Annotated in this window: 21 protein-coding genes and 3 tRNA genes; 7 read left to right on the top strand and 17 right to left on the bottom strand. The window is 68.7% G+C overall.

Annotation, left to right across the window (positions count from 1 at the left end; translation table 11 throughout):
* The coding region (locus tag ACFOD9_RS10060; protein ID WP_379509945.1) for a hypothetical protein at positions 1-697 on the top strand (697 nt) is incomplete at its 5' end.
* Positions 698-860: 163 nt separating this feature from the next.
* Here ACFOD9_RS10060 and ACFOD9_RS10055 read toward each other — a convergent pair.
* The 5 genes from ACFOD9_RS10055 to ACFOD9_RS10035 form a co-directional block, all read right to left on the bottom strand.
* Entirely contained in the window at positions 861-2756 is a 1896-nt protein-coding gene (locus ACFOD9_RS10055) for a DUF885 domain-containing protein (protein WP_379509944.1), read from the bottom strand.
* 13 nt (positions 2757-2769) lie between these two features.
* Entirely contained in the window at positions 2770-3459 is a 690-nt protein-coding gene (locus tag ACFOD9_RS10050) for a prolyl hydroxylase family protein (RefSeq protein WP_379509943.1), read from the bottom strand.
* A gap of 148 nt (positions 3460-3607) precedes the next feature.
* Positions 3608-4471, bottom strand: coding sequence for an RcnB family protein (locus ACFOD9_RS10045; protein ID WP_379509942.1), 864 nt, complete (start codon positions 4469-4471; stop codon positions 3608-3610).
* Between the two features lie 189 nt (positions 4472-4660).
* Positions 4661-6334, bottom strand: coding sequence for an energy-dependent translational throttle protein EttA (gene ettA / locus ACFOD9_RS10040; RefSeq protein ID WP_379509941.1), 1674 nt, complete (start codon positions 6332-6334; stop codon positions 4661-4663).
* A gap of 135 nt (positions 6335-6469) precedes the next feature.
* Positions 6470-6545, bottom strand: a tRNA-Val gene (locus tag ACFOD9_RS10035).
* 148 nt (positions 6546-6693) lie between these two features.
* Here ACFOD9_RS10035 and ACFOD9_RS10030 point away from each other — a divergent pair.
* A complete protein-coding gene (locus tag ACFOD9_RS10030) occupies positions 6694-7863 on the top strand; it encodes an alpha-hydroxy acid oxidase (RefSeq protein WP_379509940.1) in 1170 nt (389 codons plus the stop codon).
* Between the two features lie 47 nt (positions 7864-7910).
* Here the strand turns inward: ACFOD9_RS10030 and ACFOD9_RS10025 are convergent.
* The 4 genes from ACFOD9_RS10025 to ACFOD9_RS10010 all read right to left on the bottom strand — a co-directional run bounded on the left by ACFOD9_RS10025 (position 7911) and on the right by ACFOD9_RS10010 (position 10971).
* Positions 7911-7987 (bottom strand) — tRNA-Pro (locus ACFOD9_RS10025).
* A 93-nt stretch (positions 7988-8080) separates the two neighbouring features.
* Positions 8081-8156: transfer RNA gene (locus tag ACFOD9_RS10020), tRNA-Ile, on the bottom strand.
* Positions 8157-8219: 63 nt separating this feature from the next.
* Positions 8220-9230, bottom strand: a complete 1011-nt coding sequence (locus ACFOD9_RS10015) for a polysaccharide deacetylase family protein (protein WP_379509939.1) — start codon at positions 9228-9230, stop codon at positions 8220-8222.
* On the bottom strand, positions 9217-10971 hold the full coding sequence (locus ACFOD9_RS10010; RefSeq protein WP_379509938.1) for a histidine kinase dimerization/phospho-acceptor domain-containing protein: 1755 nt from the start codon (positions 10969-10971) through the stop codon (positions 9217-9219). Before ACFOD9_RS10010 ends, ACFOD9_RS10015 begins: the two co-directional genes overlap by 14 nt.
* A gap of 250 nt (positions 10972-11221) precedes the next feature.
* On the opposite strand from ACFOD9_RS10010, the gene ACFOD9_RS10005 reads away from it, so the two are divergent.
* Positions 11222-11689, top strand: coding sequence for an Lrp/AsnC family transcriptional regulator (locus ACFOD9_RS10005; protein WP_379509937.1), 468 nt, complete (start codon positions 11222-11224; stop codon positions 11687-11689).
* A 57-nt stretch (positions 11690-11746) separates the two neighbouring features.
* Here ACFOD9_RS10005 and accC read toward each other — a convergent pair whose 3' ends face one another.
* The 6 genes from accC to ACFOD9_RS09975 all read right to left on the bottom strand — a co-directional run bounded on the left by accC (position 11747) and on the right by ACFOD9_RS09975 (position 16519).
* The gene (gene accC, locus ACFOD9_RS10000; protein ID WP_379509936.1) at positions 11747-13096 is read right to left on the bottom strand and encodes an acetyl-CoA carboxylase biotin carboxylase subunit; all 1350 of its coding nucleotides are present in this window, start codon (positions 13094-13096) and stop codon (positions 11747-11749) included.
* 4 nt (positions 13097-13100) lie between these two features.
* Positions 13101-13574, bottom strand: a complete 474-nt coding sequence (accB, locus tag ACFOD9_RS09995) for an acetyl-CoA carboxylase biotin carboxyl carrier protein (RefSeq protein WP_379509935.1) — start codon at positions 13572-13574, stop codon at positions 13101-13103.
* Between the two features lie 81 nt (positions 13575-13655).
* A complete protein-coding gene (gene aroQ, locus ACFOD9_RS09990) occupies positions 13656-14090 on the bottom strand; it encodes a type II 3-dehydroquinate dehydratase (protein WP_379509934.1) in 435 nt (144 codons plus the stop codon).
* 74 nt (positions 14091-14164) lie between these two features.
* Positions 14165-14578, bottom strand: coding sequence for a holin family protein (locus ACFOD9_RS09985; RefSeq protein WP_379509933.1), 414 nt, complete (start codon positions 14576-14578; stop codon positions 14165-14167).
* Positions 14579-14723: 145 nt separating this feature from the next.
* Positions 14724-15506, bottom strand: a complete 783-nt coding sequence (locus tag ACFOD9_RS09980) for an SDR family oxidoreductase (RefSeq protein WP_379509932.1) — start codon at positions 15504-15506, stop codon at positions 14724-14726.
* A 278-nt stretch (positions 15507-15784) separates the two neighbouring features.
* Complete coding sequence (locus ACFOD9_RS09975) at positions 15785-16519, bottom strand: OmpA family protein (RefSeq protein WP_379509931.1); 735 nt, start codon at positions 16517-16519, stop codon at positions 15785-15787.
* A gap of 219 nt (positions 16520-16738) precedes the next feature.
* On the opposite strand from ACFOD9_RS09975, the gene ACFOD9_RS09970 reads away from it, so the two are divergent.
* Positions 16739-17620 carry a CPBP family intramembrane glutamic endopeptidase gene (locus tag ACFOD9_RS09970; RefSeq protein WP_379509930.1) on the top strand — a complete coding sequence of 294 codons (882 nt, stop codon included), beginning with the start codon at positions 16739-16741 and terminating at the stop codon, positions 17618-17620.
* A 55-nt stretch (positions 17621-17675) separates the two neighbouring features.
* Here ACFOD9_RS09970 and ACFOD9_RS09965 read toward each other — a convergent pair whose 3' ends face one another.
* Positions 17676-19073: a M23 family metallopeptidase gene (locus ACFOD9_RS09965; protein ID WP_379509929.1), complete on the bottom strand. Its 1398-nt coding sequence runs from the start codon at positions 19071-19073 to the stop codon at positions 17676-17678.
* Between the two features lie 144 nt (positions 19074-19217).
* Between ACFOD9_RS09965 and ACFOD9_RS09960 the strand changes: the two genes are divergently transcribed.
* Both ACFOD9_RS09960 and ACFOD9_RS09955 read left to right on the top strand, forming a co-directional pair.
* A complete protein-coding gene (locus ACFOD9_RS09960; RefSeq protein ID WP_379509928.1) occupies positions 19218-19967 on the top strand; it encodes a PP2C family protein-serine/threonine phosphatase in 750 nt (249 codons plus the stop codon).
* Between the two features lie 13 nt (positions 19968-19980).
* Positions 19981-22053, top strand: coding sequence for a serine/threonine-protein kinase (locus tag ACFOD9_RS09955; protein WP_379509927.1), 2073 nt, complete (start codon positions 19981-19983; stop codon positions 22051-22053).
* An 18-nt stretch (positions 22054-22071) separates the two neighbouring features.
* Here the strand turns inward: ACFOD9_RS09955 and ACFOD9_RS09950 are convergent, their stop codons facing one another.
* Positions 22072-23040 (bottom strand): type VI secretion system-associated FHA domain protein, encoded by a 969-nt coding sequence (locus ACFOD9_RS09950; RefSeq protein WP_379509926.1) that lies wholly within the window; start codon positions 23038-23040, stop codon positions 22072-22074.
* A gap of 95 nt (positions 23041-23135) precedes the next feature.
* Between ACFOD9_RS09950 and ACFOD9_RS09945 the strand changes: the two genes are divergently transcribed.
* Positions 23136-24557, top strand: coding sequence for a methyltransferase domain-containing protein (locus ACFOD9_RS09945; protein WP_379509925.1), 1422 nt, complete (start codon positions 23136-23138; stop codon positions 24555-24557).
* The last annotated feature ends 86 nt before the right edge of the window (positions 24558-24643 follow it).

Below are 24643 nucleotides of genomic sequence, written 5' to 3'. Positions count from 1 at the left end.
CTCGATCCGGCGCATCTGCGCCTCGCTCAGCAGAAACGGTACATCCACAATCAGCGCCTCCTCGACGCTGCCATTGAATCAACCAATCATGCCTCACGCAAGCAATTTAATAGGTCCTGAGCCTAGCGGGCGTACCAATTCATCACCGCTAAGATTATTGGCGGTGCATCTGAATGTGGGCGTTGTGCAAGCGAGACTCCGCAGTATGAATACCTTGCCGCAACAGTTGGTTGACCGCCTTGAATTGCTCAGTGGATTAACCGCTGACGCATGGCAGATTGCTGGGGAACAGGCGGCATCGATCATTGCTGACACGGAGCGTGCGCTGAAGCGAGCAATCAAGCGGGCTGAGGAATTGGATGCTGCGTGGGAGCGCGTCGAGTTTGTGCCCACAAGTGGACCAACCGTGGAAATGACGGCTCGGCTGCTTGCTGAGCAAGAGTTTGATACGAGAGGTGAATTGCCCCTTTCGATCACCATGCAGATCTGGGAGACCAAGGCGGGAGCGCTAGTGGCGGTTGACGAAACTCGCCCTCTTTTCGAAGATGGAACGCCCAAGTTGGCGGTGAGAATTTGCCAATTCAGCAGTGATGCTCAGGCGCAGCGGTTTGCTGTCATGGAGCACTTTGCGTGGAACAACCGGGCGCGATCGATGGCGCGCAAGTTGGGGTGGAGCCTCCGAGTCGAGGTGCCGTAATCAGGTAGAGCGATCCTGCAACAAGTTCAGCATGACGGGATTATCTTCGTCCCGGGCTTGCCCCGGGACCGGTGGCGGTCTTCAGGCGATGCGGTTCGGGCGGTGACCATGCGGCTCTGCGGCGGACCGCGGTCCCGGATCAAGCCTAGGACGACCCACGTGTTCACCGCGCCGCTTGCCCCGCGATCCACCGGTCGATCTTGGCCTCCAGCACCGGCAGGGGCAGGGCGCCCGAGCCCAGCACCTGTTCGTGGAAGGCGCGAATGTCGAAGCGGGGGCCGAGCGCGGCCTCGGCCCGGGCGCGCAGCCGCTGGATGGTAAGCGCGCCCAGCTTGTAGGCCAGCGCCTGGCCGGGAATGGCGATGTAGCGTTCGACTTCGGCCACCGCATCGGTGCGGCCCATGCCCGAATTGGCGAGCATATAATCGACCGCCTGGTCCTTGCTCCAGCCCATCCCATGAATGCCGGTATCGACCACCAGCCGCATGGCCCTCAGCATCTCGTCATCCAGCGTGCCCCAGTGCTGCATCGGATCGGCATAGAGGCCCATCGGATAGCCCAGCGTTTCGGCATAGAGCGCCCAGCCTTCGACATAGGCGGTGTTGCCGCCGAAGCGCTGGAAATCGGGGAGCGCGGTGTTTTCCTGGGCGAGGCTGATCTGGAAGTGATGACCGGGCGCGCCTTCGTGGAGGAACAGCGTGGTCATCCCGGTCAGGAAGCGGCTTTTCAGATCATAGGTGTTGTAGAAGAACACGCCCGGGCGCGTGGCATCGGCGCTGCCCTGGTTGTAGGAGCCGCCGGCCTCGTAGCGGGCGCGGTAGGCGGGATAGGGTTCGATCACCAGGCGGGTCCGGGGCGCGTTCAGGAAATAGCGCGGCACCTGGGCATCGACCGCCCGCGCGATCCGGGCATAGCCCTGGGCGAGATCGGCGGCGCTGGCGGGGTGGAAGCGCGGTTCGGCGCGCAGCACGTCGAAGAAGGCGCGCAAGGGCACGGTGTAGCCCAGTTCGCGCTCCACCCCGGCCATCTCCTGCTGGATGCGGGCAACTTCCGCTAGGCCGAGCTGGTGGACGGAGTCCGGATCGACGGCAAGCGTGGTGTGCTGGCGGACCAGCGCCCGATAAAGCGCGCCGCCGCCGGGAACCTGGGCCAGGCCCACGCTCTCGCGCGCGGCGGGCAGATAGTCTTCCGCAAGGAAGCGGCGCAGGCGCTGGTAGGCCGGGATGACCTGGCCGCGCACGGCCGCGCCATAGGCCTCGCGCAAGGGCGCGCGCGCATCCTCGGGCACGCCGGCGGGGAATTCGCGCACCGGCGAAAGAAACGGCGATTCGGCCAGGCCCAGCGCCAGCAGGGCATCGATCTGGCCAATCATGGCGCGCACGGTCAGCCCGGGTTCAACCACGCCGCTGGCCATGCCTTCGCGCAGGCGCACGATCGCCTGGTCCAGCACCGGCGCGATCGCTCCCATCAGGGCAAGGTTGGCGCGATAGTCGGCGGTGGTTTCGAAGCGGAGCGAGCCGCCGCGCGCCATGATCGCGGGGAAGGCCGTCTGCAGCCCGTCGAAATGGTTGATCGGCTGGACTTCGGTCAGCGCGCGCAGGTCGGGTTGGAGGAAGGCGAGGGCGGTGCGCTTTTCCCAGGCGAAGGCATCATGGCTGATCTGCCGCTCGGGCGAAAGGCGCCGCCGGTCGATCCGGGCCAGCGCGCCGAGGCTCTGCCGGGTGGAGGCCAGCTGGCGGCGGCTGAGCGAGGCGCTGAACACTTCGGCCAGCACCTCGGGCGCGACGTGTTCGCCGCGATAGATCCGATCGATTGGATCGAGCGCTTCGCTGCGCCGGGCGTCGTCGGCCAGCAGGGCCATCAGCCGGCGGTCTTCCGCGCTTTCGCCAGGGCCGGTCGCGGTAGAAGATGCGGTCGCGGCAATCGGGGCCGGATCGGGCGCCATGGCGGCTCGCGCCGGCACTCCGGCCAGCGCGAGGGCCGCCAGGGCGAGCGCTATTGCCGCGCGCGGCATCCCAGCCAGCCGGGCCGCCAGCCGAATGTGCCCCCTGAATGTCACCGGCCTTGCCCCGTCAGCCCCACGCCCGGGTCCGATACCACTTGGTGATGACATATTTGGTCCCGCGCTCGACCGGGCGGGCGGCGTGCATGGTATCCAGGTTGGGCGAGCCATCGGGCAAGGCGTTGTTCCACACCAGCAGCAGGCCGCGCTGGGGCGGGATCGAGAGTCCGATGCGGTTGAATTCGGTTCGCCCGCCTTCTTCCACGTCCGAAAGGTAGGCCATCGCGGTCCACGAACGCTGGCCGCCCTTACGCTCTTCCTCGGGCCAGTAGCCGGCCAGGGTCCAGAACCAGTCGAAATGGGCTTCGAACAACTGGCCGGCGGTGTAGCGCTGGCCCTGGACGGTTTCGCCGAAGGCGGGATCGATGCCCAGCAGATCGTCAATCCGCCGCTCGATCATGCGGACGAAGGGATCGGCGCGGTTCACGTCGCCCGACCACGAGGTGCGGCAGCCATCATCGCTCGCGCGGTCGTAGACGGCCGAGGGGACGGCCACGGCATCGACCATGGCGATGAAGCGGTCACACTCGGCCGGGCCGAGGAAATCGGGAAAGGCGAAGATCTCCGCCCGGTCGGTCGCCACCTTGCAGGCGCCGGGATCGGCGGCCAGGCGGGCGCGCACCTGTTCGCCGAGGAGGGCGAGGGCGGCCTGATCCTTCAGCGGGGCGGCGGTGGCGGGATCGGCGGAACTGGAAGCCATCGCGCCACGCTAGAGCGCGCGGCGCGCGAGACAAGCCGAATTGCCTCCGCGCCGGTGATGCTGCTGCGAAAAAGGCCCCCGTCCGCATGGGACGGGGGCCAGTTCGCCAGTCCACTCGCTGGCAACTTCCGGCAGGAAAGGATGAAACCTACCAGAAGAAGTCGTAGATCACATCGGCCACTTCGCCGTTGTAGATGTTCACCAGCAGCGCATCGTCATAGTAGCGCACCCAGCGATAGGGGCCGTAGGCCTCGGGCAGGCGATAGGCCCAGGGGTCGTCGATCCAGTAGTCCTGGCTGAAGAACAGCGGCTGGAGGAACACGCCGATGCCCAGGCGCCGGTAGGACCAGTTGTTGTAGGGCGAATGGTAGCGGCCCATGCGGAAGACGTCGCGGTGCTGGTTGCGCCAGGATTGCCAGGCGAAGCGGTCATCGCGGCGCCAATCGCGGTTCCAGTTGCCGGCGCGGCCGAAATCCCGGCGGCCTTCCCAGCGCGGCTGCGGATTGACGCGAACCGTGCGGTCGCCATTCCAGTTCTGGCCCTGCCAGCGCTGGCCGTCGCGGCCCTGATACTGGCCCTGATATTGACGGGGCTGCTGGACCGGGCGGCCGCGCCAGCCATCGGCATCGGGGCGCGGACCTTCGGGGCCGCGCTGGACGACCGGCGGCGGCTGGCGCGGCGGTTCGCCACCACGGTTGTTCCAGCCACTGGCAAACTGGCCGCGCCGTTCGCCATTGTCTCCGCGCGGGGGAGGCTGCTGGGCCTGGACCTGAACCTGCGCCTGGACCTGCGGGGCCGGGGCAGCATCGGAGCGCTGCCAGCCGCCCCGGCCTTCGCCCCGGCCTTCGCCATCACCGCGATTGCCGCGGCCTTCGCCGCCGCCCTGCTGCCAGCCGCCGCGACGGCCGTGGTCGTCGTCCTGGGCATTGGCCGCGCCGGGGATCGCCGCAGCGGCGAGGCCAACCGCGAGCGCAACCATCGCGGTGGGTGTGATGAAGTGTTTCGCGGCCATGGCCGTCTCTCCATTCCTTGCGCCGCACCATCGGCGGCGACCTGTGAGGAGAGAGTTACACCCCATGCACTGTCGGCTGTCTGAACCGGGTGCAGGCCTTTTGTTCAGGTTTAGGCGCCGTTTTCTGTCAATTTGCTATCAGTGTCGGCGGGGGGCAGGGCACGCCGTGGATCCTTGCCCCCCGGCCAATCAGCGCGTCAGCTTCTTGTAGGCCAGCGCGGTCGGGCGGTCGGCGGCGTCGCCCAGGCGGCGGCGCTTGTCTTCCTCGTAGGCGGCGAAGTTGCCTTCGAACCATTCGACGTGGCTGTTGCCCTCGAAGGCGAGGATGTGGGTGGCGAGGCGATCGAGGAAGAAGCGATCGTGGCTGATGACCACGGCGCAGCCGGCGAAATTCTCGATCGCGTCTTCCAGCGCGGCCAGCGTTTCCACGTCGAGATCGTTGGTCGGTTCGTCGAGCAGCAGCACGTTGCCGCCGGCCTTCAGCATCTTGGCCATGTGGACGCGGTTGCGTTCACCGCCCGAGAGCTTGCCGACGTTCTTCTGCTGGTCCGCGCCCTTGAAGTTGAACGCGCCGACATAGGCGCGCGTGGACATATCCTGCTTGTTGACGGTCATATAGTCGAGACCGTCGGAGATTTCCTGCCACACGTTGTTCTTGGGGTTCAGGTGATCGCGGCTCTGGTCGACATAGCCGAGGTGCACGGTGCTGCCGATCTCGATCGTGCCGCTGTCGGGCTTTTCCTTGCCGGTGATGATCTTGAACAGGGTGGACTTGCCCGCGCCGTTCGGACCGATCACGCCGACGATGCCGCCCGGCGGGAGCATGAACGAAAGATCCTCGAACAGGAGCTTGTCGCCATAGGCCTTCGAGATGTTCTTCACCTCGATGACCTTGCCGCCCAGCCGCTCGGGCACCTGGATGACGATCTGGGCCTTGCCGATCGCGCGGTTGTCCTGCGCGTTCTGGAGTTCCTCGAACTTGCGGATACGCGCCTTGCTCTTGGTCTGGCGGGCGGCCGGGGTCTGGCGGATCCATTCCAGCTCGCGCTGGAGCGCCTTCTGCTTGCCGCTTTCCTCGCGGTCTTCCTGGTCGAGGCGCTTGGCCTTCTTTTCCAGGTAGGTGGAGTAATTGCCCTCATAGGGAAAATAGCGGCCGCGATCGAGTTCGAGGATCCAGCCGACGACATTGTCGAGGAAGTAGCGGTCGTGGGTGATCATCAGCACCGCGCCGGCATATTCCTTGAGGTGGTTTTCCAGCCATTCCACCGACTCCGCGTCGAGGTGGTTGGTCGGTTCGTCGAGCAGGAGAATGTCCGGCTTCTGGATCAGCAGGCGGGTGAGCGCGATGCGGCGCTTCTCGCCGCCCGAAAGGCTGTCCACCGCCCAGTCGCCCGGCGGGCAGCGCAGGGCTTCCATGGCGATCTCGAGCTGGTTGTCGAGGGTCCAGCCATCGACCGCGTCGATCTTGTCCTGAAGCGCGCTCATCTCGGCGCCAAGGGCGTCGAAGTCGGCGTCATCCTCGGCCATCTCCATGCCGATCTGGTTGAACCGCTCGACCATGTCGGCCGTGGCGCGGGCGCCGTCCTTGACGTTTTCCAGCACGGTCTTGCTGGCATCGAGCTGGGGTTCCTGTTCAAGGTAGCCCACGGTGATGTTCTCGCCCGGCCAGGCTTCGCCGGTATAGTCCTTGTCGATCCCGGCCATGATCTTGATCAGGGTCGACTTGCCCGCGCCGTTCGGACCCACGATGCCGATCTTGGCGCCCTGGTAGAACTGCAGGTTGATGTTGCTCAGCACCGGCTTCTGGGCGCCGGGGAAGGTTTTCGTCATGTCCTTCATGACGAAGGCGTATTGCGCGGCCATCGGGTTCCTCTGGGGTATGGCGGAATGGGAAGTTGGCCGCGCTCTACAGGGGCGCCGGGCCAGCCGCAAGCGCGGCGACGATCAGGCCGCCCCCGAAGGCGCCCGGGCCGTCGGTGCTCGGGCCAGTGGTCCGAATGGTGGGCGCTGACGGGCTCGAACCGCCGACCCTCTCGGTGTAAACGAGATGCTCTACCAACTGAGCTAAGCGCCCCCTTGGCGGACCGGCCGCGGCGGGACCGTGCATATCGTGCGCGCGGCGCGGCGCGTCAACCGTTCAAGCGCGGGGAGGGGCAGACGATTTTGCAGTGATCGCGGCTACCGCATCGGATATGCAGGTGCCCGGGAAGGGAACGTGGCTGGTGAAATCCGTTTCTCAGTGCTGGAACATCGCCGATCTGGCTTCGCTGGCGCGCAAGGCCTTGCCGGCGCCGGTCCACGCCATCCTCGAAGGCGGGGCCGACGACGAGAGCGCGATGGCCCGCAACCGCGCCGCCTTTGCCGACTATGCGCTGGTGCCACGTGTGCTCAACGATGTCAGCCAGGTTGATGGCGCCGCCACGGTGCTGGGCCAGCGACTCGCCTGGCCGATGGTGGTGGCGCCCACCGCGATCGCCGGCCTGTTCCATTCGGGCGGCGAAGTGGCTCTCGCTCGCGCCGCCGCGGCGACTGGGGCGCTCTTTACCCTGTCGGCCATGGCCTCGCGGTCGATCGAGGAGGTGGCCGCGGCCGCGCCCGGCCCAAAGGCTTTCCAGGCCTATGTCTTCCGCGATCGCGGCATCACCCGCGCCCAGATCCAGCGCGCGCGCGCCGCCGGCTATGGCGCACTGATTCTGACGGTGGACGTGCCGATACCGGGCAACCGCGAGCGTGACCGGCGCGCGGACATTACCCTGCCGCCGCGGCTGGGGGCGCGCACCTTCGCCGCCTTTGCCAGCAGGCCCGGCTGGTGCCTCGACAAGGCGCGCCATCCGATGCGGCTGGCCAACTTCGACGACCATTGCCCGCGCGACGGCACGAGCCTGTCGGCCTATATCGCCGAGCAGTTCGACCCGACCTTCAACTGGGCGGATATCGCACCGCTTCGCCGTCTGTGGGACGGGCCGCTGGTGCTCAAGGGCATCCTGCGGCCCGAGGATGCCTGTCGCGCCGCCGCCGAGGGCGTCGATGCCGTCGTGCTGTCGAACCACGGCGGGCGCCAGCTCGATACAGCGGTGGCCCCGCTCGATGTGCTGCCACGCACGGTCGAGGCGCTGGCCCGGCGCGGCGGCGCGGCGGGGGCCATTCAGGTCATCCTTGATGGCGGCATCCGGCGGGGCACGGACATGGTCAAGGCGCTGGCGCTGGGCGCGGCAGGCTGCATGGCCGGCCGTCCGGGGCTCTATGGCCTGGCCGCCGGCGGCCAGGCCGGAGCCTTGCGGGCCTTGCAGCTGCTGCGCGAGGAATATGGGCGCGACCTCGGCCTCCTCGGCCTGACCGCCACCGAGCAGATCGACGCGGGCACGATCTGGCGGGTTCCGGGACCAGCCTGAGCCTTGCCGCGGCGAGAGGAGGCTTTCCGGCGATGATTTTGGAAATGTGGTCGGGGAGATAGGATTCGAACCTACGACCCTCTGCTCCCAAAGCAGATGCGCTACCAGGCTGCGCTACTCCCCGACGCGGTGTCGCTAGACGCTGCCAGCCGGTCAGGCAAGCCCGTTGCAGTGGCATTGCAGTTGCTTTGCAGCGGTGATGCATATGGGGTGGCGGTGGTGGGCCCGGCAGGATTCGAACCCGCGACCTAGCCGTTATGAGCGGCCAGCTCTAACCGCTGAGCTACAGGCCCCAGCCGCCGCAGGGGGCCAATGCACCCCCGAACAACTCGCAGCGCGTAACCGCGCCGGTCGGATTAGGCAAGCCGCGTCGCCGACATGATCCCGGCGACCGTGGTCGGGCGGACCTGGAGGCGGTCGAGCAGGGTGAAGGCGGCGCGCCACCAGTCGTAGAAGGCATCAAGCTCGGCCTCGGTGCGGACATAGGGGGTGTGGCCGGGTTCAAGCGAGGGGCTGTGGAAGGAGAACACCAGGACCGGCAGGCCTTGGCTCACGGCGGTCTCGATGCCGCGGCGTGCCTCGATCCGGTTGACCCCTTCGGGGGTAAGCGGAATGCGTTCGAGCAGGCCGACGCGGGCCAGGGCGCCGCGCAGTTTTGGCGCCCGCCACAGCCGGGGATAGAGCCAGGCGCCCGCCCGGGCGAGGCCGCCCCAGTAGACCGTGGTGAGCGGCAGTTCCATCAGCCCGCCGGAGCCATCGACCCACCACGGGCGCACCGGCAGGTCGCGGAAATTGCGGCCGCCGCTGGTGCTGTAGTCAAACCGGGCGCGGACCGAGGTGTCGATGGCGATGCCATGGTCGCGCAGGATCGCCGGGGTATTGGGGCCGACGCCATAGCGCCCGGCACGGTAGATGCGCGGCGGCGCACCGAAGGCCCGTTCGATCGCATCGCGCAGCCGGCTGAACTTGGCGTTTTCAAGTTCAGCCGGAAGATTTCCGGCGAAGCTGTTGTATTCATTCACCTCCTCATCATGGGGCGGGCTGACCCAGGGGTGAAGCTGAACGCCCACTTCGGCGCGGCCCGCGGCCACCGCATCACGCAGCACTTCGGCCGCGAGCGGGGAGGTGGCAACGGGATAGTCCACTAGGTAGACCGGGACCACGCCATGGCCTTCGCAGAACTGCTGGAACCGGGCCAGCCGCGAGACGGAATGCAGCGTGTGGCCCTGCGCGCGCAGGGGCTGGTTCCAGTCAAACTCCTCCTCGGTGTCGACGGTGACGAGGAAGCGCTGGCCGAAATCCCCGGCAAAGCGGACGAAGCGATCCTCGCCGGGCAGGTCGGTGATGCGCGCTTCAGGAGCGGGCATGGGTGATCGGCTCGGGTGCGGGATGGGCGGGCGCGGCTTCGGCCGGCTTGGCCTCGGGCAGTTCGAGCCGGGCGGTGCCGCCGGCGAAGGCGAGCTGGCCGCCGGCGCGGCGGGCTTCGGCGGCGAGCAGGCGGAAGGTGAAGGCCGTGCCGAAGATCCCGGCGCTGATCGCCTGGGCGGTGGCGGCGGTCGGCGCATCGGCTGGGGCGGTGATCGCGCCCAGTGCTTCGGGGAGCACGGCGGTGAGGCAGATCCGGCCCGCTTCGCGGCGCAGGGCCAGGGCGAGGATTTCGCCGGGACGGGCGAATCCGGCGCAACTGGCGAGCAGGCGCCAGGCCAGCCGTTCGCCTTCGGCCGGGGCCAGGGCCACGCGCAGTTCGCCCGGATCGGCCTCGAGGGTGAAGCCGCTGCTCCGCCCGGCGGTATAGCCTTCAAGCTGGTGGACGAGCCCGGCGACGACCATGGCGAAATCGCAGGCGCCCGGTTCGGGTTCGAGCACCCCGGCGTCGAGCCTGGCCCAGCGGTCAAGCTCGTCGAAGCCGGCGAGCAGGCGCGCGGCATCCCCGGCAATCCCGGCGGCCAGCGCGCGGTATTCGTGCGGCGTCGGGCCGAACAACTGCTGCTGGATCACCTCGGCAAAGCCCTGGATGGCATTGACCGGGGTCTTCAACTCGTGAAGCACCTGGCGCATACGGTCCGCCTCGGTGGTGGTGGCGCCGGCGGCCTGGACGGCCGGGCGGCGGCAGCGGCCGAGATAGCCGGCAAAGCGGGCGGCCTCGTCGAAATCGGGCATGGCCTCGATCAGCCATTCGCCGGCGATCGCGGCGGCGCCGGCCAGGGTGACCTTGCGGTGGCGCAGCGGCAGGCGGCGGCGCAGGGTCTCGGCCATGGATTCGCCCGGGCCGGCGGTTTCGGCCTGGGCGATGGCGAGGCCAACCAGCATCCCGGGAACCGGTGCGTCGGTCCAGGCGATGCGGCCGTCGGGATCGGTGGCGAAGGCGAAGACGGTGAGCGGCGACAGGTCGATCTCGCGCTCGCCCAGCGGAAGCTGGGGCGCATCGTTGGCGGCGCGCGGGGGCGCGGCGCCCTGGCGGCTGCGGCGGAACGCCTCGATCCGACGCACCAGCGCGCCGATGCCGTCGCCGGCAGGCGGGAGGCTGTGCACCGTGGCTGCAACCGGAGTTGGGGCCGGGGGCGGGGCCGGTTTGGCCACCGGTTCGGGTGCCGGTTCGAGCGGAGCCGCGACGGCTTGCACGGGCGGCGCGGGCTGGGTTTCCGTCGCGGTGGCCTGGGCGCCCTCAACCAGCGGCAGGCCGCGATCGCCGATGCCGAGGCGTTCCAGCCGGTCGAGCACTTCGTGTCCGAGATCGCGGCGGTGGCGCAGCAGGCCGCGCGCGAACAGCGGGAGCGCGGGGATCAGGTCGAGCCACTGGGCATCGTCGAGGCGGGCGGCGCGAATCGCGGCGAGCGCGACCGGCGGGGCATCGGCGGCAAGATCGGCGACGAGGCGCGGATTACGCAGGCGCACCCCCGGTTCGCCCAGGGCGCGGGCGCGGTCTTCCGGGGCCAGTTCACGGGCCAGTTCGGCGAGGCGGACGAAGGCTGAATCGAGGTTGTCGGTGCGCGAGGCAGCCGGACTCGTGCCCACCAGATCGAGCAATTGCCGGTACTGGATGCGTCGCGCGACGATTGATTCGACGCGGGCACCGAGCACGGTGGCAAGGCGATCGTCGACGTGCATCAGGTCTCCAGCAGGCAGCTTCGGGGATTCGGCTTGGCCCTCTATGCGCCCACAGGACTTAGCAGCTTGTTACGATTGGGGAAGAGGCAGGACCGGAACCGTTGTATGGCGGCTATGGCGGCACGATTGCGTTTGGGCACAAGAAAATTATAACGGCGCGCAATTCGGCCAACGATTCTTGCTCCCGCGCGGTTTTCCGGCGTGGGTGCCGGGCTGGCCTGGTGTTTTTCAAGGTGGAATTGAGCGCCGCATGGCCAACCTGGATCAGATCGACCGCCGGCTCCTCGCCGAACTGCAGGACGATGGGCGGATGACCAACGTCGAACTCGCCGGCCGGGTGGGGCTGACCGCGCCGCCCTGCCTGCGCCGGGTGCGCGCGCTGGAGGAAGCAGGCGTCATCAAGGGCTACCATGCCGAGCTCGACGGCGCGAAGCTGGGCTTTGCGATCACGGTCTTCGCGCTGGTTTCGCTCAAGAGCCAGGCCGAGGAAGCGCTGCGCCAGTTCGAGGAGGCGATGAAAGCCCTGCCCGAAGTGCGCGAATGCCATATGCTCAATGGCGAAATCGACTTCATTCTCAAGATCGTGAGCCGCGATCTTCAGAGCTTCCAGGAATTCCTCACGGGCAAGCTGACCAGCGCGCCCAACGTGGCCAGCGTGAAGACCTCGCTGACGATCCGCACGGCCAAGCAGGTGCCCGGGGTGCCGCTGGAGGATTGAGGACGGGCATTCGGCGTCATGCCAGCGCAGGCTGGCATGACGCCGAATGTCCGTCTCTTATCCGTCGCGCCGGGCCAGCCATTCCTCCAGCCACTTGATCGTATAGTCGCCCGAGAGGAAATCGGGCTCCTTGAGCAGCGCCTGGTGGAGGGGGATCGAGGTTTTCGGCCCACCGATCACCATTTCCTCCAGCGCGCGCTTGAGGCGCATGATGCAGCCTTCGCGGGTGCGGCCATAGACGATCAGCTTGGCGATCATCGAATCGTAATAGGGCGGGATCCTGTAGCCGGCGTAGAGCCCGCTATCGACGCGCACGTGCATCCCGCCGGCCGCGTGGTAGTTCGTTACCTCGCCGGGCGAGGGGGTGAAGGTCCACGGGTCTTCCGCGTTGATCCGGCACTCGATCGCGTGGCCCTTGAACTCGATATCCTCCTGCTCGACCGAGAGCGGCAGGCCATCGGCGACGCGGATCTGTTCGCGCACCAGGTCCACCCCGGTGATCGCTTCCGTCACCGGATGTTCCACCTGGAGGCGGGTGTTCATCTCGATGAAGTAGAACTCGCCGTTTTCCCAGAGGAACTCGATCGTGCCGGCGCCGCGATAGCCCATGTCGGCCATGGCCTTGGCAACCACGCCGCCCATGCGCGCGCGCTCTTCGGGCGTGATGACCGGCGAGGGAGCTTCTTCGAGCACCTTCTGGTGGCGGCGCTGAAGCGAGCAATCGCGCTCGCCCAGGTGAATTGCCTTGCCCTTGCCATCGCCAAAGACCTGGAATTCGATATGGCGCGGATTGCCGAGATACTTCTCGATATAGACCGTGGCATCGCCGAAGGCGGCCTTGGCCTCGGAGCCGGCCTGCTGCATCAGGGTTTCGAGCTGGTCGGGCGAATTGCAGACCTTCATGCCCCGACCGCCGCCGCCCGAGGCGGCCTTGATGATCACGGGGTAGCCGATTTCCTCGGCGATCCGGGCGGCTTCGACCGGATCCTCGATCGCGCCGTCCGACCCGGGGACCAGCGGCAGGCCGAGGGCGCCGGCAGTGCGCTTGGCCTCCACCTTGTCGCCCATAGTGCGGATGTGTTCGGGCTTGGGGCCGATCCAGGTGATATCGTGGGCTTCGACGATATCCGCGAACTTGGCGTTCTCCGAAAGGAAGCCGTAGCCGGGATGGATCGCGTCGGCATGGGTGATCTCGGCGGCCGAGATGATCGCGGCGACGTTGAGGTAGGAATCGCGCGCGGCCGGCGGCCCGATGCACACCGCATGATCGGCCAGACGCACGTGCATCGCGTCGGCATCGGCGGTGGAATGGACCGCGACGGTCTCGATTCCCATTTCGTGCGCGGCGCGGTGGATTCGCAGCGCGATCTCGCCGCGGTTGGCGATGAGCAGCCGGCGGATCGCCATGGGCTTACCCGATCACCACGAGGGGCTGGTCGAATTCGACCGGCTGCCCGTTTTCCACCAGAACGGCGGCAATGGTGCCGGCCTTGGGGGCGAGGATCGGGTTCATGACCTTCATGGCCTCGACGATCAGCAGGGTATCGCCGGCCTTCACCACCTTGCCGACATCGGCATAGTTGGCCGCGCCCGGTTCCGGCGCGAGATAGACGGTGCCGACCATCGGCGACTTCACCGCATCGACCGGCGTTGCGGCCGGGGCCGGCGCTTCGGCCGGGGCGGCGGCAGCGGCGACGGGTGCGGGGGCCGCGGCATAGACCGGGGCCGGAGCGGCGGTGGTGAACTGGCGGGCGACGCGAATCTTGCGCTCCCCATCCTCGACCTCGATCTCGGAGAGGCCGGTGTCGGACAGCAGTTCGGCCAGTTCGCGGACCAGCTTGCTGTCGATGTTCATCTTGCCGGTGCGGCCCGGGGTATCACCCATGATCATACTTTCCGTCTAGCGATTTGGCGCCCCCGTATCGCCGCAGGGCAGGCACTGGCAAGCCCTTGGCGGGGTTTTCCTCTAAAGCCTTGTGGTGGCTTCGAGGGCGAGGACGTAGCTTTGCGCGCCGAAACCGGCGATCGTGGCCTTTGCCGCCATGCCGACATAGCTCTTGTGGCGGAAGGTTTCGCGGGCGTGGGGGTTGGAAAGGTGGACCTCGATCACCGGCACCTTCACGCTCTTGATCGCATCGTGGAGGGCAACGCTGGTGTGGGTATAGGCGCCGGCATTGAGCAGGATGGCCTTCGCGCCGCTGGCGGCGGCTTCGTGAATCCAGTCGACCAGGTGCCCCTCGTGGTTGGACTGGCGCATATCGATGCCCAGGCCCAGCTCGGCCGCGCGATCGGTGAGCGCGGCGCCGATATCGTCGAGTGTGGTCGAGCCGTAGATGTCCGGCTCGCGGGTGCCGAGCAGGTTGAGATTGGGTCCGTTGAGGACGAAAACGGTATCGGTCATGGTTCCCCCGCCGCTGGCAGTCCGCCCCCTCTTAGAGGCTGTGGGCGCGTGATGCCAGCGGCGGGAAGCGCTGGTTACTTGTCGGAGCCGCGCACCTTGCCCCACTGGCGGGCGGCAGTGTAGCCGAGGTAGCCGGTGCCGAACAGCGCGTAGAGCGGTTCGGGCAGGGCGCCGAGGTAGGCAGTCATGCCCTGGCCGATCGCCAGCGCGGTCTGCGGGTTGAACGCCGCGACCATGCCCATCGGCACGGAAAACAGGATCAGCGCATACATCACGTAGAGGAAGCTGGGCCGGGCGCGGCTGGTCCACGGATCGGCGGAGGTGGCTTCGGCGACGATGGCCGAGAGCTGGGTTTGCAGGAGCGACAGTTCCTGCCCGCCCTGAAGGCGCAGCAGTTCCAGCTTGGCGGCATCGCGCGCCCGGGGATCGGGAATGACCTTGTCGATGATCGCGGTGACGGGGCCGAGGATGGCTTCGAAAATGCCCATTGGGGATGCTCCGTGGCAGTTCAGGGGCGCCACAGATAACCAGATTGGTGAATGTAGGAAAATTCCCGGATGGTGGACAGGAAATGGCCCGGCCGGCGCGGGGTGCGCCGACCGGGCCTGGGTCGTTCGCGTCAGCCGGAACCGATCAGCGCGGGGGCATCCGGATTGCGCCGTCGAGGCGGATGTTCTGGCCGTTGAAATAGGAGTTGCGGACCAGTTCCATCACCAGGCTGCCGAATTCCTCCGGCTTGCCGAGGCGCTTGGGGAAGGGCACCGAGGCGCTAAGCACGGCCAGCACCTTTTCCGACACGCCCATCATCGGCGGCGTGGCGAAGATGCCGGGCATGATCGAATTCACGCGGATGCCAAGGTCCATCAGGTCGCGCGCCATCGGCAGGACCAGACCGTTCACACCGGCCTTGGTGGCCCCATAGGACACCTGGCCGACCTGGCCATCCTGGGCGGCGACGCTGGCGGTAAGGGTGATCACCCCGCGTTCGCCATCTTCCAGCGGTTCGAGGCCGGCCATGCCCAGCGCCGCGATCGAGGCCATGCGATAGGAGGCGACCAGGGTGCCATCGGCGCCGCGCTGGAAGGTTTCGGTTGCCATGCGGGTCAATTCGCCGGTTTCCCGGTTGCGCGACACGGTCTTCCCGCCGGTGGCGACGACCGCGCAGTGGACGAGGATCCGTTCCTGCCCATGGGCGGTGCGGGCCTTGGCGAAGCCGGCAAGGACGCTGTCCTCGCTCATGATATCCACCTTGCAGAAGGTGCCGCCGATTTCGGCGGCGACCGCTTCGCCCGCTTCCTCGTTAATGTCGAAGATGGCGACCTTGATGCCGGCGGCGGCAAGCGCCCGGGCGCTGGCGCGGCCGAGGCCCGAAGCGCCGCCGGTGACGATCGCGGCGGTGGTGTTGTCGATCTGCATGGTCGTGAGGATCCCTTGCTGTCCCTTGCGGGAAAGATTGCCGGGGGCGATTGGCACCGGTTTGCCGCGCGCGCAATAACCCCGCGCCGCCAATCGGCGCGCAACGCGCGAAATATCGCTGGACCGGTGGGCTGCGGCGCGGCCTGCCGGCCCGCCTTTCAGCGGCCGGATGTTCAGTTGCCGGATGTTCAGTTGCCGGATGTTCAGTTGCCGGATGTTCAGTTGCCGGATGTTCAGTTGCCGGATGTTCAGTTGCCGGATGTTCAGTTGCCGGATGTTCAGTTGATGGTGCGGACGATCTCCACCCGGCGGTTGCGCGGATCGGAGGCGGCAAGGCCGTCGCGCGGATGGCGGAAGCCGTAGCCGACCGCCGAGAGGCGATCGCGCGAGACGCCCTGGCCGGCGAGCCAGGCGACCACGCTTTCCGCCCGGCGCCGCGACAGTTGCAGGTTGGACGCGGCCGAGCCGATGGAATCGGTGTGCCCTTCGATCACGAAGCGACCGGCGGCCGGGCTTTCGCGCAGGACCTTGGCGAAGACATTGGCCTGTTCGCGCGCGGCGGGGGTAAGCTCGGCGGAATTGAGTTCGAACGACAGGCGCATATCGAGCGACTGGCGGGTGGCGGAAGGCGCATGGGCGCGGCGCGCAGTGGGAACGGCAAGGCGCTGGGCCGAGGCGCCCTGGCGCGGCGCTGCGGGCGCGAGGCCCGCTGCGGCTGGCCTGGCGCCGCCGCCCTTGCCCATCCTGGCGAGGCTGAACTGCTTGCTGGCGCCGACCGCGCAGACGCCCGAGGCCAGGCATTCATCGTCCGTGGTGGGCTGGGTGCCAGTGCCGGTGGCACCCGTATCGGCCGGGGTGCCGGCTGCGGGCGGGGCGGCGCAGGTCTGGACGAAGCAGCGCACCGCATCCTCGCTCACCCGCTGGTCCTGGGCATTGGCGCCACTGGCGCCGGACAACGCCGCGGCGCAGGCCAGGGCCGAAGCGAAGAGAACGGGGCGCGATTGCCTGATCATCGGGAAGTCCGCCTGTTGCTTGACCGATCGGGATTGCTGCAACATTACTCTTGAACATCGGGGCGAACAACCGAAACCGCTCGATTGGCCCCGTTAACGGGCAGTAGCCTTGCCGGTCGGAACTGTGCGACGCGCAGAACTGGCAGGAGAAACAATTGGCTGCCGTCTTGCCGGATCGCGGCTTGATGCGGCGGCGCGGGGACTGGCCTGGAGGTGGCAATGGCGGTTGCAATGCGGGCGGAAAGCGCGGTGCCCTTCGCGGCAGGCCTGCCGCCGGCCGTGCGGGGCGGGCTGCTGCTGGTCGGCGGGGTGCTGCTGGCCGGCGCAGTGGTGATGGTTGCCCCGCTGGGCTTCAACCTGCTGCTGGCAGTGCCGCGCATCGCCGCGATCGACGCGGCCTGGCTGGAAGGCCTGTTCGTGACCAGCGTGTTCGGCCTGCTGGCGCTGGTCGCCATGCTGGGCCTGCACCTGGCCGGGCGCCGGGCCGGCTGGGGCGCGCGGCCTGCGATGGCTGCGCCGGCGGGGCTGGCCTGCGGCGTGGCCGGCGTGGCCGCCGCGCTGCTGTTGTGCCGGATCGCGGGGACCCTGGTGCCCGGATCGGCCGCGGGGATCGGCCTTGGCGCGCTGCTGGGCGGTTCGCTGGCCCTGCTGGCGCAGACCGGGGCCGAGGAATATTTCTTCCGGGGGTGGCTGCAACCCGGCGTGATCGCCGGATGGGGCCGCTGGCCCGGGCTGGCCGCCAGCGCGCTGGGCTTTGCCGTGGTGCACTTCGTCAGCGCGGCGGGCGCGCCGCTGGCCCTGCTGAACCTGGCCCTGGCCGGACTGTGGCTGGGAATCCTGGCCGAGCGATCAGGCGGGCTGGCCCTGCCGATCGCCGCCCATTTCGGCTGGAACTGGGCCGAGGAGCTGTTGCTGGGCGCCTATCCGAATCCCGGGGTCGGCAATTTCGGGGCCGTGCTCGATTTCGACCTCGCCAGCAATCCGCTGTGGGGCGGGAGCGGGGAGGCGCTGAACGCCAGCCTGGCCGCGGCCTTTGCCCTGGCGGCGCTGATCGCGGCCAGCCTGGCCTGGCCGGACGGACGCGCGCCAGCCCGGCGTTAGGTTCTGTTGGGATCGGGCCGGTGCCGCACCCGTTTCAGTGGACTTGAAACAGCACCTAGTCGGCCTGCTGGGCGCGGGCGACGTCGATCCGGTCGCGCATGGCCGCGAAGGTGACCAGGTCCTGCCCCGATAGGGTCTTGCCCGAACTGTCGGTCTGGATCGAAAGCGGATCGACCGGTTCATCATTGATCCGCACCTCGTAGTGGAGGTGGGGGCCGGTGGTGCAGGTTCCGGTCGTGCCACTGAGGCCCAGGGTGAAGCCCTGGGGGATGCGTTCGCCCTCATAGAGACCGTCGGCGAATTTGCTGAGGTGGAAGTAGCGCGTGACCCAGCCGTTGTCGTGCCTGACCACGGCCATGTTGCCGCCGCAGGCCGTGGGGTGTGATCCGATCACCACGCCGCCGGCCGAGGCATAGACCGGCGTTCCCACCGGCACCGCGAAGTCCACGCCCGCGTGCAGGCGGTTGTAGTGGAGCACCGGGTGGAAGCGCATTCCGAACTTGGAGGTGACCCGGGCGCCATCGACCGGGGTCCGCATGAACGAGCGGACCGTGCTGCGGCCCGAGGCATCGTACCATTCCTCGACCCCGTCGGCGCCGACCGAGCGATAGACCGCGGCGGTTTTCGCCGTGGTGGTCAGCGAGGCATAGAGCAGGGTGGGCGCGCCGACCGCCTCGCCCGAGGAATTGACCGGCTGCGACCAGGCCGCCTCGAAGGCATCGCCGGCCGAAACCTCGCGCTGGAAGTCGAAATCGAAGGACAGCGCCTTGGCGAAGACCGGGATCAGGCTGTTGGGAATGCCCACGGCCACGGCCGAGGTGTAGAAACTGTCGCCGTCCATGGTGCCGTGCTGGACGAGGATGCGGCTCTCGATCTGGGCGGCGACCCGCGAGACGGCGAGCTGGCCCGCTTCGGCCTGGCGCACGACCACGCCCGAACTGTCGCCGTTGGAGGCTTCGAGTCGGATGAAGCGCGGCGGACTGGTGGTGGCATCGAGCACCAGAACGGCCCGCACCTCGCCGGTGGGGCGCAGGCCCGGAATGGCGTTTTCGGCGATGCGGCGGGCAAGCTCGGCCTCGATCCCCTGGGCGGCGAGCATCCTTGGCAGGTCGGTCGCGGCGGGCAGGATCAGGGTGCGGCGCAGCTCGCCGGGGCCGGCCGGGGTGGACGGGGCGGCGCCAGGGCGGCCGGGCGAGGCCGGGCCGGCGGGGGCGGTGGGCGCGGTCTGTTGCAACCAGGCGGTGAGCGCGCCGGCGCCGAGCACGCAAAGCGCCAGGGCGGCGGCCAGGGCCATCCCGGCGGGGCCACGGCGCAGGGTGGCGAGGTGGGAGGATGCGGCGCCGGCCGAAGCGGCGCTGCCATGGGCGCGCGCCCATTCGGCGGCCCAGACACGCGGATCGTAGGAATCGAGGATGGCCCGGTCCCGGGCCAGATCCGGCGAACTGGCGCGCAACGAAGTGACTCCCCTGCCTCCTGGCCCGATTTACATGATCGCGGATAGCACCTGTTCTTTATCCAACCCAAGAGGAAAGGTTGCGGGGGGTGGAATTAAAGGGTTATTAGTGCGGTCGCAGAAGGGGACGAAGCCGTGGGACCGATGCGGTTGGAATGGCACGCGGCGACCGACGTTGGGGCCGTCCGCAAGATCAACGAAGATCGCTATTTCGCGTCCGAGCCGCTGGGCCTGTGGGCCGTGGCCGACGGCATGGGCGGTATGGCCCGGGGCGACTGGGCATCGACCCAGGCGGTGGAAGCGGTGGGCGGCGTGGCGCGGCAGACCAGCCTTGAGGCCATGCTCCACGAGGCCGCAGGCGCCCTGCGCCGGGCCAACGACGCGATCCTTGCCGAAAGCCACGCCCAGGGCACCCGCATGGGCACGACCGCCGTGGTCCTGGTGGTGCGCGACAACCAGTTCGGTGTGTGCTGGGTGGGCGACAGCCGCGCCTACCTGCTGCGCGGGCGCCAGATGCACAAGCTGACCCGCGATCACAGCCAGGTCCAGGAAATGGTCGACCACGGCATCATCACGCCCGAGCAGATGGAGCGCCATCCCTCGCGCAACGTGCTGACCCGCGCGGTGGGCGTGCAGCCTGACCTTGCGGTGGACAGCATCGTCGACCGGCTGGAGCCGGAGGACGTGGTCCTGCTGTGCAGCGATGGCCTGCACGGTGTGCTCGACGAACGCGAGATCCGCGATATCCTGCTGCGCGTGCCGCTGTCGCAGGTTGGCCAGGCTCTGATCGCGCGGTGCCACGAGGAAGGCGCCCCCGACAACGTGACCCTGGTGGCCGTGGCGGCGGAGGAAGTGACCCTGATCCAGTTCGGTGAAGCCGGATCGGCGCAATGAAGGAGCGGGGCGAGTGAACGGGGACGAAAGCGGGATCGGGCCGGACGACGAGCCCGAGAGCGAGGAGACGGTCTTCCGTCCCTCGGCGCTTGCCCGTTCCGCAGGGGCGGTGCCGGGCGCGGCGGACCTGCCGTCGGTGCCGGAAGGCGCAGGCAAACCGGGCGAGGCGCCGGACGAAGGGGCGGACGACGGGGCGACCGTGTTCGATCCCGGCCATGTCGCCGCGCCCGTTGCCGCACCGCCAATGCCTGCGCCGCCGATGGCCGTTCCCCCACCGCCACCGCCGGCCCCGGCGGCTGGCGGCGCGCGCAAGGGCGGGCGGATCGAGGTGGGCGACCGGCTCAACCATATGTTCGAGGTCACCCGCTTCATCGCGCGCGGCGGCATGGGCGAGGTGTTCGAGGGCAAGAACATCATGAGCGGCGAGAAGGTTGCCATCAAGGTGATCCTGCCCGCCCTGGCCGCCGATCCCAAGGTCGTGGCGATGTTCCGCAAGGAAGCCCAGGCCCTGCTGCGCCTCCAGCACGAGGCGCTGGTGCGCTACGTGGTCCAGGCGCAGGAGCCGGACCTGGGCTGCGAATATATCGTCACCGGCTTCATCGACGGCACCAACCTGTCGGACGCGCTGGGCAAGATCACGCCCGAAATGAGCGAGCTGGTCGTGCTGACCCGGCGCATCGCCTCGGGGCTGAAAGTGGCGCACGACCTTGGCGTTGTTCACCGCGACATCTCGCCCGACAACATCCTGCTGGAGGGTGATCGGCTGGACCGGGCGCGGGTGATCGACTTCGGCATCGTCAAGGACACCAACCCCGACGCCCACACGATCATCGACGATGGCTTTGCCGGCAAGATGCGCTTCGTCGCGCCCGAGCAGCTGGGCGATTTCGACGCCCAGGTGGGCAACTGGTCGGACGTCTACAGCCTCGCGCTGGTGATCGTGGCGCTCGCCGCGGGCAAGCCGGCGGACCTCGGTGGGCTGCCCGGCGAGGCGATGAAGAAGCGCCGGACGGGCGTGGATACCTCGGCGGTGCCCCAACCCTTGCGCGCGGTGATCGACCGGATGCTGGAGGCCGATCCGGCCCGGCGGATGCGGTCGATGGACGCGGTGATCGAGGCGCTGGACCGGGTGAAGCTGGCCGAGGGGCGGGGCAAGAACAAGGCTGGGGGCAGGGCCGGCGGCAAGCCTGGCGGCGCGGGCGCTGGTGGCGATGGCGCCATGGCCGCGCTGCTGGGCAACCGCAAGCTGCTGATCGGCGGCGGCGCGGCCGCGGCCATCGTGCTGGTCGGCGTGGCCGGGATGATTGCCTTTGGTGGCGGCAAGGACGGCCAGCCGGTGGCGGCCGAGGCGCCGGTGGCCGGCGCGAAGGCGGTGGCGGCGGGCGACCTTGAGCGGGCGGTCCAGGCCAGCCTGCCGGCGATTCCCTGTTCCTGGGTGGAAGTGGCCGTGGGGCAGGGCGGTGGCGGGTTCAGCCTGACCGGGCAGGGCGTTTCCAGCCAGCCCGACAAGGTGGAAAGCGGCATCTTCGACGCGGTCCGCAAGCTGGGCGCGCAGGTCACCGCATCGGATTTCGCCAAGGTGGCCCCGCTCGATCCCTCCTACTGCGGGATGCTGGACGAGCTTCGCAAGATCCGCGATCCCGGCCCGGCCCGGGTGATCGCCTCGCAGCCGCGCTACGAACTGGCGACCATGACCGAGGGCGACTATGCCGGCAAGCTCGGCGCGCGGGTGATCACCGACCTCTCGCTCGACGGGATCGACGGCGAGTTCGCGCTCTATTCGATCGAGAAATCCAACGTGGTTTCGCAGATCGTGGGATCGCGCGCGGAATTCACGCAAGTTGCCCAGAACAACCCGGCGATCACCCAGATCGGCAAGGACCGCTATCGCATCGCCATCGATGGCGAGGTCCAGCCGGGCTGGTCGGGCATGGTCCTGATCACCGGCAAGGGCGGCTTTTCCGCAGACCTGCTGAGCGGCCTCGCCACGCCGGCCGGGCAGGCGCGGTTCGAGCAGACCGCCCGGGCCAATGGCTGGAAGGCGAGCATCGCCTGGTACAAGTTCGTGGACGATACGCCGGGCTGACCGGCTGACGCAGTCCGTTCAGGACCGGGTGAGCGCGGCGTAGCTGCGGGCCAGTTCCTGGGCGAAGACTTCGGTGAAGCCGTCTTTTTCCGCGAACGCGCGTTCATAGGCCTTCCAGGCGGCCGCTTCGCCCGAAGTGCGCTTGCGGATCGCGGCGGGGGCGAAGTGATCGAGCGCGGCGGCGAAGGTGCCCTGCATCGCGCCGAGGGTGGCGCGCTGGTGATGGTCGAGCTCGCGCATGGCGCCAACGAGAGTGTCGCGCGCGGTGGCCGGCGGCAGGGCCAGCAGGGCGGCAAGGACCTGGTCGGCGCTGCCCGGCTGGAGCAGCGGATTGGCGTCGGCCGGGCTGGCCGGAACCCCGAGGTCCGTCCGGGCCTGCTGGCGATCGCGGGCAAGCTGGGCGAGGCCGGCAAGACAGGCCTGGAGCAGGCCGCCCAGCGCCTGGGCCAGGGCAGCATCGGGCGCGGCGAGGGTGCGGCGATCCACCCCGGCTGCGGCGAGGACCTGCGAGAGGCTGTCGGCGCCGGCGTGGATCAGGGCTTGGGCCGGGGCGTGGGCCGGCGAATGGGCCGGCGGGGGTATTGGCGCGGCGCCGGTGGGGCGGCCCCAGCTATCGAGGTTCATGCGCGGATCGCGCGGCGCGGCGGTGGCGGGAGCGGATTGCCCGGCAGTGGCTGGGACGCTGGTAGGAAGGGCAACGGTAAGGTCGGTATCGGCGACGGTGATCACGTCGCCATCGCGCAGGGGCTGGCTGCCGGCGATCCGGCGACCGTTGAGCAGGGTGCCGCTGGCGCTGGTATCGGCCACTTGCCAGCCGCCCGGCCCGCCGCTCACCACGCAGTGCCGGCGCGAGACCATGGGGTTGGCGAGGAGAATGTCGCTTCCCGGCGCGCGGCCAATCACGATGTCGCCGGTTTCGCGGGCAATTTCGATGTTACTTGCCGATGGCCCCGAAGAACTCGTGCCCTGCTTGAGTATTATCGGCATCGTTTGTCCACTTCCAGGTTGCACAATTTCTAGCGCGATCGCACGAATTCGCAACATCCGAAGGGACGGGCGAATCGCCGGTCGGGGGAGGGCACGTGACCGAGCAGCCGACACCGTACGACGCCGTGGCCTATCCGGCCTGGATCTATCCCGAGACCGAGCCTTCGCGGCTGGCCGCGATCGCCCGCCTCCACGGCCTGGCCGCGCCCGATCCGGCGATGGCGCGGGTGCTGGAAGTGGCGGGCGGGGACGGGCTCAACATGGTGGCCATGGCCGCCGCCTGGCCGCGCGCGCGATTCCACAGCTTCGACCTTGCGCCGACCGCCGTGGCGCGCGGGGCGCGGCTGGCCGAGGCAGCGGGCCTGGGCAATGTCCGGATCACGGTCGACGACCTGCTCGATGCCGCCGAGACCCTGGCCGGTCCTTATGACTACATCATCGTCCACGGGCTCTATGCCTGGGTGCCCGAGGTGGTGCGCGAGGCCACGCTGCGGCTGATCGGCCGGGTGCTGGCGCCCCAGGGAATCTCCTTTGTCAGCTACAATGCCAAGCCCGGCAGCTATCTGCGAAACGCGATCCGCGATATGCTGCTGCACCACGTGGAGGGGGTGGCCGATCCGCAGGAGCGCTTGTCCCGGGTCTTTGCCCTGCTGGAGGACTATGTCCAGCCCAAGCCCGGCGACAGCCCGGCCGTGGCCGCGCTGCGCTGGACCGCCGGGCCGATCCTCCAGCGGATGCCGGGCGCCCTGTTCCACGACGAGATGGGCGATATCTACGCGCCGCAATCGCTCACCGAGGTGACCGATGCCGCCGCCCGGCATGGCCTGGCCTTCCTCAACGATGCCAGCCCGTTCATGATCTATGACGGCCTGCCCGGCGGCGAGGTGGCCGAGGACGAGGTGGTTCGCCTGGCCCAGGCCGACGATTATCGCGCCGCGACCTTCTTTCACCAGACCCTGCTGGTGCGGCCCGGCCGGGCGCCGCGGCGCGGGCTGGTGGCCGGGTGCCTTGATGACCTGTGGCTGGGCGCGGCGGCCCAGCGGACCGGGCCGGGCGAATTCACCGGATCGGGCCGGTCGGTGGAGATTTCCGACCCGGACCTTGCCGAATTCCTCGACCTTGCCGCCCAGCGCTCGCCCGAGCGGCTGGCCCTGCGGCCAATCGCCACCACGCTGGAGCGGTGCGAGGACATCGTTCGGCTGGCCAATGCCGGGCTGGTGGTGCTCCACGCCGCGCCCGCGCCCTTCGCTGCGGTGGCGGGCGAGCGGCCGCTCGCCAGTCCGCTGGCCCGTGCCCAGGTGGCCGAGGGCACGGTCGGCCTGATCAGCCTCGATCTCAAGGGGGTGGCCTTCGCCGATCCGGGGCCGCGCGCCTTCCTTGCCCTGCTTGATGGCACGCGCGACCGTGCGGGGCTGGAGCGGGACTGGGCGGCCAGCGGCCATGGCCACGAGGTTCCGGTCGCGGCGGCGCTCGATCATTTTGCCAAGGCCGGGATGCTGCTGGACGCGGATCGCTAGGCGCCCGATCCGGCAGAATGCGACGGGCCGGGCAGTGCGGAGTTGACTTGCCGCCGCCAAGGGCAAATACCTGCGAGCTTCGGGCA

The organism is Novosphingobium bradum, assembly GCF_042646485.1.
Classification (GTDB): domain Bacteria; phylum Pseudomonadota; class Alphaproteobacteria; order Sphingomonadales; family Sphingomonadaceae; genus Novosphingobium; species Novosphingobium bradum.
The sequence above is the reverse complement of the archived record's forward strand: the minus strand, read 5'-3'. Positions and strand labels throughout refer to the sequence as shown.

Bases quoted from the DNA above. Each gene is read 5' to 3' on its own strand.
- ACFOD9_RS10050 (WP_379509943.1), bottom strand. From the start codon at position 3,459: ATGGCTTCCAGTTCCGCCGATCCCGCCACCGCCGCCCCGCTGAAGGAT.
- ACFOD9_RS10045 (WP_379509942.1), bottom strand. From the start codon at position 4,471: ATGGCCGCGAAACACTTCATCACACCCACCGCGATGGTTGCGCTCGCG.
- ettA (WP_379509941.1), bottom strand. From the start codon at position 6,334: ATGGCCGCGCAATACGCCTTCGTCATGAAGGACATGACGAAAACCTTC.
- ACFOD9_RS10015 (WP_379509939.1), bottom strand. From the start codon at position 9,230: ATGCCCGCTCCTGAAGCGCGCATCACCGACCTGCCCGGCGAGGATCGC.
- ACFOD9_RS10010 (WP_379509938.1), bottom strand. From the start codon at position 10,971: ATGCACGTCGACGATCGCCTTGCCACCGTGCTCGGTGCCCGCGTCGAA.
- ACFOD9_RS10005 (WP_379509937.1), top strand. From the start codon at position 11,222: ATGGCCAACCTGGATCAGATCGACCGCCGGCTCCTCGCCGAACTGCAG.
- accC (WP_379509936.1), bottom strand. From the start codon at position 13,096: ATGGCGATCCGCCGGCTGCTCATCGCCAACCGCGGCGAGATCGCGCTG.
- accB (WP_379509935.1), bottom strand. From the start codon at position 13,574: ATGGGTGATACCCCGGGCCGCACCGGCAAGATGAACATCGACAGCAAG.
- aroQ (WP_379509934.1), bottom strand. From the start codon at position 14,090: ATGACCGATACCGTTTTCGTCCTCAACGGACCCAATCTCAACCTGCTC.
- ACFOD9_RS09985 (WP_379509933.1), bottom strand. From the start codon at position 14,578: ATGGGCATTTTCGAAGCCATCCTCGGCCCCGTCACCGCGATCATCGAC.
- ACFOD9_RS09980 (WP_379509932.1), bottom strand. From the start codon at position 15,506: ATGCAGATCGACAACACCACCGCCGCGATCGTCACCGGCGGCGCTTCG.
- ACFOD9_RS09975 (WP_379509931.1), bottom strand. From the start codon at position 16,519: ATGATCAGGCAATCGCGCCCCGTTCTCTTCGCTTCGGCCCTGGCCTGC.
- ACFOD9_RS09970 (WP_379509930.1), top strand. From the start codon at position 16,739: ATGGCGGTTGCAATGCGGGCGGAAAGCGCGGTGCCCTTCGCGGCAGGC.
- ACFOD9_RS09960 (WP_379509928.1), top strand. From the start codon at position 19,218: ATGCGGTTGGAATGGCACGCGGCGACCGACGTTGGGGCCGTCCGCAAG.
- ACFOD9_RS09950 (WP_379509926.1), bottom strand. From the start codon at position 23,040: ATGCCGATAATACTCAAGCAGGGCACGAGTTCTTCGGGGCCATCGGCA.